The organism is Rhodococcus sp. 14-1411-2a (genome assembly GCF_002259485.1).
Taxonomy (GTDB): Bacteria; Actinomycetota; Actinomycetes; order Mycobacteriales; family Mycobacteriaceae; genus Rhodococcoides.
This window is the reverse complement of record NZ_NPGA01000007.1, coordinates 122008-135291: the sequence shown is the minus strand read 5'-3', so window position 1 is coordinate 135291 and position 13284 is coordinate 122008. Positions and strand designations below refer to the sequence as shown.

The 13284-nt window shown below is 61.9% G+C and carries 12 protein-coding genes and 1 pseudogene; 10 read left to right on the top strand and 3 right to left on the bottom strand.

The genetic code is table 11. From position 1 onward, the window contains the following. Nucleotides 1–107: 107 nt before the first annotated feature. From CH291_RS02575 to CH291_RS02550, 6 genes are read left to right on the top strand one after another with little or no spacing between them, the layout of a single operon-like run. Nucleotides 108–1436, top strand: coding sequence for an enolase C-terminal domain-like protein (locus CH291_RS02575; protein WP_094686642.1), 1329 nt, complete (start codon nucleotides 108–110; stop codon nucleotides 1434–1436). Next, nucleotides 1433–2536 (top strand): sugar ABC transporter substrate-binding protein, encoded by a 1104-nt coding sequence (locus tag CH291_RS02570; protein ID WP_094686766.1) that lies wholly within the window; start codon nucleotides 1433–1435, stop codon nucleotides 2534–2536. The genes CH291_RS02575 and CH291_RS02570 overlap by 4 nt, the downstream gene beginning before the upstream one ends. Continuing rightward, nucleotides 2533–4032, top strand: a complete 1500-nt coding sequence (locus CH291_RS02565; protein ID WP_094686641.1) for a sugar ABC transporter ATP-binding protein — start codon at nucleotides 2533–2535, stop codon at nucleotides 4030–4032. The genes CH291_RS02570 and CH291_RS02565 overlap by 4 nt, the downstream gene beginning before the upstream one ends. Next, on the top strand, nucleotides 4029–5066 hold the full coding sequence (locus CH291_RS02560; RefSeq protein WP_094686640.1) for an ABC transporter permease: 1038 nt from the start codon (nucleotides 4029–4031) through the stop codon (nucleotides 5064–5066). Before CH291_RS02565 ends, CH291_RS02560 begins: the two co-directional genes overlap by 4 nt. Nucleotides 5067–5068: 2 nt before the next feature. Continuing rightward, nucleotides 5069–5398 (top strand): L-rhamnose mutarotase, encoded by a 330-nt coding sequence (locus CH291_RS02555; protein ID WP_094686639.1) that lies wholly within the window; start codon nucleotides 5069–5071, stop codon nucleotides 5396–5398. A 3-nt stretch (nucleotides 5399–5401) separates the two neighbouring features. After that, entirely contained in the window at nucleotides 5402–6334 is a 933-nt protein-coding gene (locus CH291_RS02550) for an aldo/keto reductase (RefSeq protein ID WP_094686638.1), read from the top strand. A gap of 11 nt (nucleotides 6335–6345) precedes the next feature. Here the strand turns inward: CH291_RS02550 and CH291_RS02545 are convergent, their stop codons facing one another. After that, on the bottom strand, nucleotides 6346–7017 hold the full coding sequence (locus tag CH291_RS02545; protein ID WP_094686765.1) for a FadR/GntR family transcriptional regulator: 672 nt from the start codon (nucleotides 7015–7017) through the stop codon (nucleotides 6346–6348). 50 nt (nucleotides 7018–7067) lie between these two features. Between CH291_RS02545 and CH291_RS02540 the strand changes: the two genes are divergently transcribed. From CH291_RS02540 to CH291_RS02525, 4 genes and pseudogenes are all read left to right on the top strand, one after another. Next, entirely contained in the window at nucleotides 7068–7919 is an 852-nt protein-coding gene (locus CH291_RS02540; RefSeq protein WP_094686637.1) for an amidohydrolase family protein, read from the top strand. Between the two features lie 3 nt (nucleotides 7920–7922). Continuing rightward, on the top strand, nucleotides 7923–8768 hold the full coding sequence (locus CH291_RS02535; protein ID WP_094686636.1) for a fumarylacetoacetate hydrolase family protein: 846 nt from the start codon (nucleotides 7923–7925) through the stop codon (nucleotides 8766–8768). Between the two features lie 52 nt (nucleotides 8769–8820). Beyond that, nucleotides 8821–9069 (top strand): hypothetical protein, encoded by a 249-nt coding sequence (locus CH291_RS02530; RefSeq protein ID WP_094686635.1) that lies wholly within the window; start codon nucleotides 8821–8823, stop codon nucleotides 9067–9069. 492 nt (nucleotides 9070–9561) lie between these two features. Continuing rightward, nucleotides 9562–10705, top strand: a pseudogene (locus CH291_RS02525) (IS3 family transposase); the annotation flags it as partial. A 296-nt stretch (nucleotides 10706–11001) separates the two neighbouring features. Here the strand turns inward: CH291_RS02525 and CH291_RS02520 are convergent. Both CH291_RS02520 and CH291_RS02515 read right to left on the bottom strand, forming a co-directional pair. After that, nucleotides 11002–12591: an alpha/beta hydrolase gene (locus CH291_RS02520; RefSeq protein WP_094686634.1), complete on the bottom strand. Its 1590-nt coding sequence runs from the start codon at nucleotides 12589–12591 to the stop codon at nucleotides 11002–11004. Between the two features lie 22 nt (nucleotides 12592–12613). Continuing rightward, complete coding sequence (locus CH291_RS02515) at nucleotides 12614–13255, bottom strand: hypothetical protein (RefSeq protein ID WP_094686633.1); 642 nt, start codon at nucleotides 13253–13255, stop codon at nucleotides 12614–12616. Nucleotides 13256–13284: the final 29 nt, after the last annotated feature.

Genomic DNA, 13284 nt, shown 5'->3' with positions numbered 1-13284 from the left:
CCTCTTGACCTCAGAGACATCCCATGTATAGAGTGACTCCAATCACAACACTGTGGCGACTGGATGCTCAGTTGCCTACCGAATTGCTCACTGGGGGCAACACTCGTATGACAACGATTACTGCTGTGGACACTTTCGACGTTCGATTCCCGACATCGCGCGATTTGGACGGTTCCGACGCCATGAACCCGGATCCGGACTATTCGGCCGCGTACGTCATTCTGCGTACCGACGACCCGAGCGACCGTGAAGGACACGGTTTCGTGTTCACCATCGGCCGGGGCAACGAGGTACAGATCGCGGCTATCCGGTCATTCGCCTACTTGGTGATCGGTCGATCCGTCGAGGAGATCATCGGCGACCTTGGTACTTTCGCTCGCTCGCTTACCGGCGACTCACAACTGCGGTGGCTCGGGCCCGAGAAGGGCGTGATCCACATGGCGGCCGGTGCGGTGATCAATGCGGCGTGGGATCTCGCGGCCAAATTCGCCGGATTGCCTGTGTGGCAATTCGTATCGTCGATGACGCCCGAACAGATAGTCGACCTGGTCGACTTCAGGTACCTGACCGATGCTCTCACCAGAGACGAGGCTCTTGGGATTCTCCGCGCGGCCGAACCTGGCCGAGTCGACCGGGCTGCGGAGCTCCTGCGTTCCGGATACCCCGCTTACACCACATCTCCTGGCTGGCTCGGCTACTCGGACGCCAAGCTCGCCCGCCTTGCAGCCGAGGCGGTGACTGACGGATTCAGAACAATCAAGATCAAGGTCGGAATCGACAAGGAGGACGACGTCCGTCGCGTCAAGGTGGCGAGGGAGGCTGTCGGACCAAGCACGCGACTGGCGGTCGATGCCAATCAGCGGTGGGGCGTCGATGAGGCGGTCGACTGGATGTCCGCGCTCGCTCCGTACGACATCGCATGGATCGAGGAGCCGACGAGCCCGGACGACGTGCTTGCACACGCTGCGATCCGCAGGGCGATTGCGCCGGTTCCTGTGTCCACGGGTGAGCATTGCCAGAATCGAATCGTGTTCAAGCAACTCATGCAGGCCGGTGCCGTCGACCTCATTCAGATCGATGCAGCACGTGTGGGCGGAATCAACGAGAACATCGCGATTCTGTTGCTGGCAGCCAAGTTCGGCGTACCAGTCGTTCCTCATGCGGGCGGCGTGGGACTGTGTGAGCTCGTTCAACACCTGGCCATGATCGACCTGGTCGCCGTGTCCGGCTCGTTGGACGGCCGTGCGATCGAATTCGTCGACCATCTGCACGAACACTTCGTGGATCCGGTCCGTGTTCTTCACGGGCGCTACAGAGCACCACTCGAACCCGGCTTCTCTGCCGAGATGCATCCGAAATCGCTTCTCGACCATGCCTTCCCCGACGGCAAGGCATGGGCTACCCCGAACCGTCAGAAGGAGCACACCGCACCATGAACAGAACACGCTTGCTGGTCGCCGGCTGCGTAACCGCCACAGTTTTCGTCAGCTCACTGGCCGGTTGCTCCCGCGACGCAGCGGACACTGCATCGGCCCCCACCGCAGCCGCTGCAGAAGTAGGCGCGGGGGACAGCTCCGGAGTGTTGGTGGGCGCAGATCAGCCGCGCTCGGACTCCGACTTCTGGAGCGCATACGGCGGCTACCTCGGACCCAAGGCGGCCGATCAGGGTGTGGCGCTGTCCAATACCTCGTCCGACAACGATGCGAATCGGCTCAAATCCAATGTCGACACCTTGGTCTCCAAAGAGGTCCAGGCACTGATCATCGCTCCTCAGGACACTGCGGCTGCTGCACCCGCCATCAGTTCGGCCGCAGCCGCGAACATTCCGGTGATCAGCGTCGATACCCGCCCGGATTCCGGTGGTGCCTACATGGTCGTCCGCGCCGACAACAAGGCCTACGGCACCAACTCCTGCATCTACCTCGGTGAAACACTCGGTGGCACAGGAAAAGTCGTGGAGTTCCAGGGCGACCTGAGCTCGATCAACGGACGCGAGCGATCCGAGGCGTTCGCGGACTGCATGTCCAGCAAATATCCCGGAATAAGTGTGATCGAGATACCCACCGACTGGGAAGGCGATCGGGCGGCGTCCGGACTGCAGGACAAACTGCTCACCGACCCCGACATCAACGGAATCTACATGCAAGCGGGAGGGGTGTTCCTGCAGCCGACACTTGCTCTGCTCCAGCGCGAGAACAAGCTCGTTCCCGCCGGCCAGCCCGGACACATCACGATCATTTCCAATGATGGCATCAAAGGTGAGCTCACCGCGATCGGCGAAGGCTCGATCGATGCAACCATCTCCCAACCTGCTGATCTGTATGCGCAGTACGCCGCGTTCTACGCGAAGTCCGCCACAGAGGGCAAGACCTTTCAACCCGGTGCCACCGATCACGGGTCGACCATCGTCGACACCGGAATCGACGGAATGCTCGAAGACCAGTTGCCGGCTCCGGTCGTCACTCGCGACGGCGGTACCGTGGGTACTCTGACGACCGTTCGATCGGACTCGGCAGATCTCTGGGGGAACCAGTGACCGAGCCGCCCTTGGTGGAGGCTCGGAACATCACCAAACGGTTCGGGCCGAATACTGCACTCGACGGCGTGAATCTCGAAGTGACGGCGGGGAGAACACATGCGCTCGCCGGCCGCAACGGAGCCGGAAAGTCCACCCTCGTCTCGGTGCTGACCGGGCTGCTCACACCCGACTCGGGAGAGATTCGCTTCTCCGGCGAACTCGCACCTTCGCGGGAGGACCGCGACGCGTGGACAGCGAAAGTTGCCTGCGTGTACCAACATTCGACGATCATCGGTGACCTGTCGGTTGCCGAGAATCTGTTCGTCAATCGACAGCAGCTCGACGGTCGTGTCATTCGGTGGAAGAAGCTCCGGGTCCTGGCTCGGGAGATCCTCGATACGTGGTCGGTGCCGGTAGAAGTCGACACGGTGGCGCGAGACCTGTCCGTCGAACATCGGCAACTCGTCGAGATCGCCCGATCTCTTTCTCGGGGAGCGCGGTTCATCATTCTCGATGAACCGACTGCCCAGCTCGACGGACCGGCCATCAAGCGCTTGTTCGGCCGCATCCAGGATCTGCAGGCCCACGGTGTGACGTTCTTGTTCATCTCGCATCATCTTGACGAGACGTACGAGATCTGCCAGGACATCACGGTGTATCGAGATGCGAGGCACGTCGTGACGGCACCGGTCTCCGAGCTGTCGAAGTCCGAACTGATCAGCGCGATGACCGGCGATGCTGCGCTCATGGGCGAGTACAGGGAACGGGAACGGTACCGGGCCGGTTCCGAGACCGTACCGGCTCTGGCCGTATCGTCTTTCGGTCGTTCCGGCGAGTTCGATGGAATCGATTTCATCGTCGGTCGTGGCGAGATGGTCGGTCTGACGGGCGGGGGCGGCAGCGGCAAGGTCGAGGTCGCCGAGACGATCGTCGGTCTGCGTACACCGACGTCGGGAACTGTTTCGATCGACGGGATTGTCCCGAAATCCGGAAGTGTCCGGTCCGCGCTCGATGCGGGCGTCGGCTTCGTGCCCCGCGATCGACACCACGAAGGATTGGTTCCGCAGATGAGCGTCGGCGACAACGCAACGATGACGGTGCCGAAACATCTGGGACGCTTCGGCATTCTGTCGGCGCGTGCTCGCGATTCCATTGCAACGACTGCGATCGCCGATCTGGACATCAAGACGGATGGCCCCGGTCAGAGCGTCGAGGGTCTGTCGGGTGGCAATCAACAAAAGGTGGTGTTTGCGCGGGCGCTTGCCAACAACCCGAAAGCCCTGGTGCTCATCACCCCCACGGCGGGTGTAGACGTGCGATCGAAACAGACTCTTCTCGAAGTCGTTCGTGGCGTCGCCGAGACGGGAGCGGGCGTGTTGATCGTGTCGGATGAACTCGACGACCTGCGCGACTGCGACAGAGTCCTGGTGATGGTGCACGGCAGTGTCACCGACAAATTCGAGCACGGCTGGCGAGACAACCAACTCGTCGCCGCGATGGAAGGATTGGCATGACCGAGATCGATACCGGGACACCACCGGTTTCCCGACGCGCCACGACGACGGGCGCGACCACGGGTCGACGCACCGTCAAGTGGGCTTCGCTTCGCGACTTCCTGCTCGTTCCTCCGATCGTTCTCGTTCTGATCGTGGGCTTTTTCGTCAACGACAAATTCGTCTCGATCAGCAACCTGACGAACGTCATGACAACGATGAGCGGGATATCGCTCATCGTGCTGGCTCAGGTGTTCGTTCTGATCGTCGGCAAGATGGACCTTTCGCTCGAATCCACATTCGGTCTGGCCCCGGGCGCGGCCATCTGGATCACGATGGGTACCACGCAGGTGGGTGGATTCGTCTGGGCTGCAGAGTGGATGGCCGTTCCCATCGCTCTGGCAGTCGGTGTGGCCGTCGGCCTGGTGAACGGACTGCTGATCGTCAAGTTCGGACTCAACGGCTTCATCGTCACACTTGCAATGTTGATCGCGCTGCGCGGATTGCTGACGTTCATCACCGGTGGATTCACGCTGACCAAGATTCCGGCGTCGATCGATTGGCTGGGAAATGCACGAGTATTCGGCATTCCATTCAATATCGTCGTCTGCCTCCTACTGTTCGGAGCCGGATACTTCGTTCTCGGCTACACCCGAATCGGTCGCTCGCTGTACGCGATCGGAGGTAATCAGGCCGCAGCACGTGCCGCAGGCATCCGCACCGACACCGTGGTGATCAGCGTCCTCGTGGTTGCCAGCGCACTGGCCGCCGTCGGCGGAATGATCTACGCGGGACAATTCGCCAGCGTTCAGGTCAGTCAGGGCGACGGCATGATCTTCCAGGTGTTCGCAGCGTGCGTCATCGGCGGAGTCGCTCTCAACGGTGGTCGCGGATCTGTCGTAGGCGCATTCTGCGGCATCTTGATTCTCACATTGATTCAGAAGCTGCTCTCGTACGGAGGCGTCTCCGCCGACTCGTTGAAGTTCATCAACGGCGCGCTCATCCTTGTCGCGTTGATCATCACCCGAATCGCCAGCGGGCGTCGGCAGGAGTGAGCATGCGAGTTGCAGTACACACGCGGATTCGACCCGATTCGATCGAGGACTACGAGGCGGCTCACCGCGAGGTCCCAGCCGAGCTCATCGCCGCCATCAGAGCGGCGGGAGTGAAGAGTTGGAGTATCTGGCGATCTGGAATCGACCTGTTTCACACCATCGACTGCGACGATTACGGACACCTTTTGGCTGCGTTGCGCGATCTGCCGGTCAATGTGGCGTGGCAGGCCCGAATGGGCACGTTGCTCGAGACGTCGCACGATTACTCGTCGGACGGTTCGGACGCAACGCTGCCCTTGGTGTGGGAACTCGACGCCAGTGAAGGGGACTGATCGGTGACATCGCAGTTTCCTGAATTGGTACTCGGCGGTGCAGCGTACGCGGGGTTGTACCAGCACGTCGGATCCGACTGTGCTGCCGACGCTCTGGCCGCCGCATGGGACGCGGGCATTCGCGCATTCGACACGGCCCCGCACTACGGCGTCGGGCTGTCGGAAGAACGACTGGGGGCATTTCTTACCGACAAGAATCGGTCCGAGTACACGATCTCGACCAAGGTGGGCCGAATTCTCGTCGACGATCCCGATGCTGTGGACGGTACCGACGGGTTCTTCGGCACGCCCAAACGTTCCCGCCGACTCGATTATTCGGCATCGGGCGTCCGTCGTTCGCTGGAGGGGTCACTGGATCGTCTCGGCATCGACGCGGTCGACTTGCTTCTGATTCACGATCCCGACGACCATCAGGAAGATGCTCTCGACGGCGCAGCGCCCGAACTGGCACGGATGCGTGACGAAGGGATTGTCGACGCCATCGGGGTAGGGGTGAACGACGCGGACGTAGCCTTGCGCTTCGTTCGTGACAGCGACATCGACCACGTGTTGATTGCGGGCCGATACACGCTGTTGGACCGACGTGCCGAGAAGCTACTTCTCGAGGAGTGCGCCGCACGTGGCATCGCAGTGCTGGTTGCCGGGGTGCTCAACAGCGGACTCCTGGCCGATCCTTCGGTGAACCACACCTTCGACTACACGCAAGCTCCTTCGGAGGCAATCGAGTGCGCCGTACAGATGCAGCGCGTGTGCGCCGAATACGGTGTGCCGCTGCGCTCGGCCGCATTGCAGTTTCCTCTGCGCCATCGCGCGGTGCATTCGTTGGTGATCGGTGCCGGCAGCGAAGACACCGTCACCGATACGATAACGCAATTGAACCGGGAAATTCCGCTCGAATTGTGGGCGCGACTGGACGCTTTGGCGTGGTGCCGATGAACCGCTACGCGTCAGGTGTGAGCTCGGCGCAGCCATTCCTCGACGCCGGCGATATGGGACATCGCCCGGGCATGAGCCAGACCGGAATCGCGTGCGACGATGGCTTCGAAGATGCCACGATGTTCGGCAATGGTGCGCGCGAACGCATTCTCCTCGGTCAGTCCGCGCCACACACGCGCACGTGCTGTCGGAAGCGAAATCGACTCGAGCAACGACGACAGAATGCGATTACCGGAGCCCACGGCGATCGCAGCGTGGAACTCGAGATCGTGCGCGACCAGATCAGTGATCGTGCCCGATTCCTGTTCGAGCAACATGTCGTGAAGCAACGCAATGTCGTCGGTCGTCATGTTGTGCGCGGCAAGCGCAGTGGCTCCCGGTTCGAGTATTCGCCTCACCGCCAGAATGTCGAGAACGGAATCGTCCTGATGCAGTTCGAGAAGAAAGCTGACGGTGTCCAGCAAGGTCTGAGGTTCGAGACTGGCGACGAAAGTCCCGTCGCCCTGGCGCACATCGAGCAATCGCACCAACGACAGCGCGCGCACGGCCTCTCGCAACGAGTTCCGGGATACGCCCAATTCTGCGGCGAGGTCGGACTCACGGGGCAATCGCGATCCCGGCTTGAGCTTGCCGGAGACGATCATGCCCTTGATCTTCTCGATGGCTCCATCGGTAACCGACACGATGCTTTCCCTCAATTCTCCTGTTCAGCTGATCTCAGTGCAGCCGTCCGATGACTGTAGATGCCCATGTTCACATGTGGGATATCGGAGGTGGGCCGTCGGGGGTCGAGTATTCGTGGTTGACGGCCGATTCCGATGTTCTCTATCGCACGTACACACTCCAAGATCTCGAACCCGAACTGCAACGACGCGGCGTCGACTCCGTGGTGTTGGTTCAGGCGTCGGATTCCATGGCCGAAACTGAAACATTACTCGATGCGGCGGAGCGAACAACGCTGCGCGCCGCAGTGGTCGGATGGCTTCCGCTGAATGATCCACACCAGATGGAGATCGAGCTTGCGTCCACCGTTGATCGGCGCAGACTGGTGGGCGTTCGACATCTCATTCATGTCGCCGACGACCCGCGGTGGTTGCTGCGCCCAAGCGTATTGCAGAGTTTGGGGCTGTTGGCCGATGCCGGACTGACCTTCGACGCGGTCGCCGAGACGCCTCGATTGTTGGCGCAGGTGCCAGTCGTCGCGCGGCAGCATCCCAACTTGACCATTGTTCTCGATCACCTCGGCAAACCACCTATCGCAGGCGGTCGGTGGCAACCCTGGGCAGACCTACTGACGGAGGCAGCGGCGAGGCCCAACGTGGTCGGCAAGATCTCAGGCCTGGCAACGGTATCGGGAAGCAGGATCGGAGCGGCTCACTGGCAGCCGTACGTCGACCATGCGCTCGAGACATTCGGTCCGGAGCGGTTGATGTTCGGCGGCGACTGGCCCTTCACGCTGACTGCCGCATCCTACGAACAGGTGTGGGATGCCTCGATCGGGACCTTGAGCGCGCTGAACAGCGAAGACCGAGAGACAGTGCTGTCCTCGACAGCGGAAAGAATCTATTCGATGGAAGGGTTGTAGAACATGGAATTTCAACGAATCGGACCGAGCGGATCCGAAAGCCCGGTGGTGCTCACCGACGGGATTGCGTTCGATCTGCTTCCGCTCACCCAGGACATCGACGGCGACTTCTTCTCCAGCGGGGGGATCGAGACCACCCGACGAGCACTTGCCGAACATCGCCTTACCTCGATCGATATCGGCGGACTGCGTGTGGGTGCACCCGTCGCGCGCCCCCACGCCGTGTGGTGCATCGGCATGAACTACGCCGCGCATGCCGCCGAGTCGAATTCGGCACCGCCGACGGTGCCAGTATTATTCTTCAAGACGCCCAACACCGTGGTGGGGCCCTACGACGACGTTCTCATTCCACGTGGCTCGGCCAAGACCGATTGGGAAGTCGAGCTAGCGGTCGTGATTGGCTCCCGAGCCAGGTATCTCGAGTCTCCGGACGACAGTGCCGGAGTGATTGCCGGTTATACGGTGTCGAACGATGTCTCCGAACGCACGTTCCAGATGGATGAGTCGGGGGGCCAGTGGTCCAAGGGTAAATGCTGCGAGACCTTCAATCCCCTCGGGCCTTCGCTGATCCCCGCGGACGAGCTCGATTCCCGAAACCTGAGGCTCAGATCCTTTGTCAACGGTGACGTACGACAGGATTCGTCGACATCGGATCTCATCTTCGACGTCGAATATATCGTCTGGCACCTCTCTCAATTCGCCGTTCTGGAGCCTGGCGACATCATCAACACCGGTACCCCGGAAGGTGTCGCATTGTCCGGTCGATTCCCCTACCTTCAACACGGGGATGTGGTGGAGGTGTCGATCGACGGCATCGGCCGAGCGCGTCAGACGTGCAGAATGGCCTGACCCGCAACCATTCTCGGCTCCAACAATGAGCCCGAATTTCCTTTGATCCCCAGTGTCACTTCTCGGAATCGAGAGCAACATGATGTCCGTCACCGGGCAGATGCCCAAAGCTACCGACCTGCGCGAGGTCCTCTCGTTCAAGAAACCGGATCTGAACCTGCGTCGACGACGCCTCGACGCCGCACTCACCATCGACGATCCCCGCACTATCGCGCGTCGTCGTACCCCACGCACGAAGCCGTCGCAGGGACACACAGCGAGGTCAGCCAAAGGATGTGCCGTCCTCGCGGCGCAGACGTGAGAGATGAGGGCCACCGATTGCCAATGTAGCCGCACCTCGTGCAATGACAGGCGGCGGCTACCAAAAGTATTGCCAGAGGCTAAGATTGACTGAACTTGAGCGAGTTTGCAGCCGGTTCTAGTCGGGTTGCTTGCTTTGCCACTGCGAGTCTCCTCGTCTCCGTTTCAACAAGTCTGTTGGTGATCGACAGGGTGCGACAGGATTTTCGACGCCATCGGAGTGAGCTCAGCTGAGCGGAGGAAAGTTCACACGCGCCGTGCGGTGGTCGCCCGTCAATATTGACAGTTCATTGCAAATAATAGATTACATAACAGGCCGTTCTGAAAAATTTTTTCACAAAGGTTTCAAGATCCGGCTCGGAAAGCTTGCTTCTAGCATGGTGGGCATCGTCCACAGACGGATGGCGTGGGTGGCCCGGGACTGCCCCGGCTTTGGTTGACATCTGATCTGTGGGGATCACTCCTCACGGTGGGCGGTGGAAGGATGTTCATCATGCCGAAAGCATTTCCCGAGGAGTTCCGCCGCGACGTAATCGCCGTCGCACGCAAAGGCGAGGGCCCGCTGCGTCAGATCGCGAAGGACTTCGGAATCTGAAGAAGGTTGCCTGCACCGCTGGCTCAAAATCGCTGACCGCGACGACGGCATCGAACGCGGCACCGCCACGAAGACAGGCCTCGACGAGTCCGCCGAGCTGCGAGAAGCCCGCAAACGGATCAAGCTGCTCGAGCAGGAAGCCGAGGTCATGGGTCGCGCGGTTGCCTACTTGTCCCGGGACGTCAACGCAAAATGATCTTCCCCCGCGAGCGGGAGGTGCCCCCACCGATGGTCCTCGACCTTGCTGGTGACGGAGTCCCCGTCACAGTGACCTGCCGGGTGCTCGGCTTCTTCACCCAAGCGTTGTACAAATGGAAGAAACAGCCAGTCACGCAACGAGATTGGGATGATGCGCATCTGATCGACATTGCTCGTGAGATCGACGCCGACGACCCCGCATTCGGCTACCGCTTCATCGCAGACGAGCTACCCGGCCGCGGCATCACCGCCAGCGAGAACCGGGTCGCGCGGTTGTGCTCACAAGAACGCATCTGGTCGGTGTTCTCGAAGAAGCGAGGCCTGAACAGGAAGGCCGGCCCGCCGGTCCACGATGACCTCGTCGACCGTCAGTTCACCGCACACGCCGCGGACGAGCTGTGGCTGACCTTTCGTCACCGAACACCGCACCGACGAGGGCAAACTGTATCTCTGCGCGATCAAGGACGTCTGGTCGAACGGGATCGTCGGCTACTCGATCGACTCCAGGATGAAGGCCTCGTTGGCGGTGTCTGCATTGGATGGTGCTATGGCGCAAAGAGGCTCGGTGGGGACTATCGTTCACTCGGATCGCGGTAGCCAGTTCCGGTCAAGGAAGTTCGTACATGCACTGTCGCGCGACGGATTACGAGGTTCCATGGGGCGGGTCGGGGCGTGCGGTGACAACGCCGCGATAAAGTCGTTCTTCGCGCTCGTGCAGAAGAACGTCCTCGACCGCCAGCGGTGGTCGACCCGCGAGCAACTACGGCTGGCGATCGTGACCTGGATCGAGAAGACCTATCACCGCAAACGCCGTCAACGACGCCTCGGCAAGCTCACTCCGATCTGGGGGTCCCTCCCGCTTGCGGGGGCGTTTGAGACAATCAACCGCACACGCGGCCTGAATCACTCAACCCCACGAGTCAACCGAACTCGGGGCAGTCCCATTTCTTCGCATGCGGCTCGGTATCGCGACGCTGTCACAACTGGACCTGGCTGACCTGTTCAACCTGCTCGAGACCCGCGGTGAGCGGCGTCCGAAGCCGACGCACTGCACACCGATGCGATTGCGGTAGCTCGTGATTGAGCGCCGGGACGGCTGAGCCATCGAGCGGATCACGGCCGCTCGATGGCTCAGCAGGGTCAGATGGTGCAGCGCGCACCTTCATCCGGCAGTTCGAGGTCGATCAGGTAGTCGGCGACCGCTCCGTCGACACAGGCGTTGGCGGAGATGATCGTCCCGTGTTGGTTGCCGTCGACCGTGAGCAACCGCGCACCGAGGGTGTCGGCCAGGCTGATGCCGCCCTCGTGAGGCGTCACGGGGTCCCCGGTGGCCGAGATCACGAGCACTTCGGGAAGCCCATCGATGTCGGTGGCATAGGGGTATCCGAGTGTTGGCTCGGCCGGCCAGAACTCGCACCCGTCCTGCGCAGGGGGAGTGGATCCGGGGTCGAGGAACGGCACTGCCTCGTTGAGATCGTGGCCGAGCTGGGTCATCTCTTCTTCGGTGAACCGTTGCTCGTCGAGGCAGTTTATGGCGAAGAGCGCCTCGAACGAATTGGTGTACTCGCCACTGTCGGACCGGCCGTAGTACCCGTCGCGAATTGCGAGAAGAGCGTCGGGTCGTCCGGTTTCGAGCTCCGTCAGCCCCGCGATGATGGCGGGCCAGCTGGCTTCGGAGTACAGGCCGGAGACAATGCCTTCACCAGCGGAGAGGAAGCCGACCTCTCGTCCGTCGGCGGCCACCAGCGGCTCCTCCTCGAGAGGTTGGAGGAGCTCTTGCGCTGCGGCGGTCGCCTGCGCCGGGTCGGTTCCGAGCGGGCACGCGGCCTGCGTCATGCAGAAGTCGGCGAATCGCTGGAACGAAGCCTGAACTCCTTCACTGAGCTGGATCCTGCGATCCGCGGTGTCCATGAGCGGATCCACCGCGCCGTCGAGAACGAGCGCACGAACGTTCTCGGGGAACATCTCGGCGTACACCGAACCGAGTCGAGTGCCGTAGCTGACTCCTGCATAGGTGAGCTTGTCATCGCCGAGCGCGGAGCGGAGTACATCCATGTCGCGAGCGACATCCCGTGTCCCGAGGTGGGCGAGTACCTCTTCGTTTCCGGAGCCGTCGGCGCATTTGTCGACAATGGCGCGCGCGGATTCTTCGGTCCACGTGCCGAGAGCCGACAGGGGTGCGTCGGCATCGCGCTCCTCATCGGAGTAGCAGTCGATTGCCGGATTGCTCAGACCGACTCCACGCGGATCGAAGCCGACGATATCGAAGCGTTCGGGGATGGGGCCTCCCGTCCACAGGGCATTCACCAGCGGGGCGAGCGTCGTCCCCGCCGCTCCGGGACCGCCTGGGTTCAGCAGGACAGAGCCGATCGGGTTGTCGCCGGTGGCGGAAATACGGGACACGGCTATCTCGACGGTCTCACCGTCGAGATCCTCGTAATCCATCGGGACCGTGAGCATCGCGCACTCCGCCTTCTTTGCGGCCTCGACGACTTGGGGAACGGGCGGCTGGGAGTCCACGACGCTGGCATCGCACGCCCCGAACGCGAGCTCCTGCTCCATGAACCGTTCGAGGCCAACCCCGTTCGCGCTGTCGTCGTCATTCGGTGCTGCACCGGAGCATCCGGCGAGCAGGAGCACTAGGGCAGTGGCCGCCGCCATCACCGGCTTCGGCCATCGCCGTCGCTCCTCGTCCTTCCGTCGGAAACCCGCCGGAGTTGTGTGTGGCATGGTGGTGTTCCTTTCGTGGGGTTCAGCTGGCGAGTTCGTCTATCCAGCTCGATCGCATCCGTAGAGCTCGTTCCGTGCTGCCGATGACAGCGGCGACTGCGATGAGCAGGTTGACGTGGAGCGGGAGTCGGACGGGTGAGGTGAAGGTCCCGATCGAGTCGGCGATGGGGGGAATGAGAGAGAGGGATTCGATGATCTGCGGAACCTCTACGCAGAGGCCGCCGATGACGAGCATGATCGAGATGAGACCGATGACGCGACTGGGACCCGGGTGCCGGTGGTGCAGCCGAGCGCGGCGTCCCTCCGCGGATGCGGGATCGGGAGACAGCTGTTGTTCGGTGCCGTCCCCGCGCACGTAGTGGCAGCGTTTCAGCCCGAATCCGGTGGCCGCGACCTCGATGTACCCACCGGGGACGGGAAAGCGGGCAGGCATCTTGGCATACGACTCGAGTGCGCCGTCGACGTAGAGGCGAGCGCGCACCTCACCGTCCTTCGCGTCGCCCATGTGCCGCACATCGACTGCGTAGACCGACGTCGTGCCGTCGGGTGCGGTGAGCGTGATCGACCGCAGCGATCTGCCGAACATCTGCCACCAGCGGTAGCGGCGGAGCGGCTCACCGGCTCCGGCGCGAATGCGGCGGTAGCGCCACTGTTTGATTCCCATCTGCGCGATCCTCGATCCCAATTAGTACA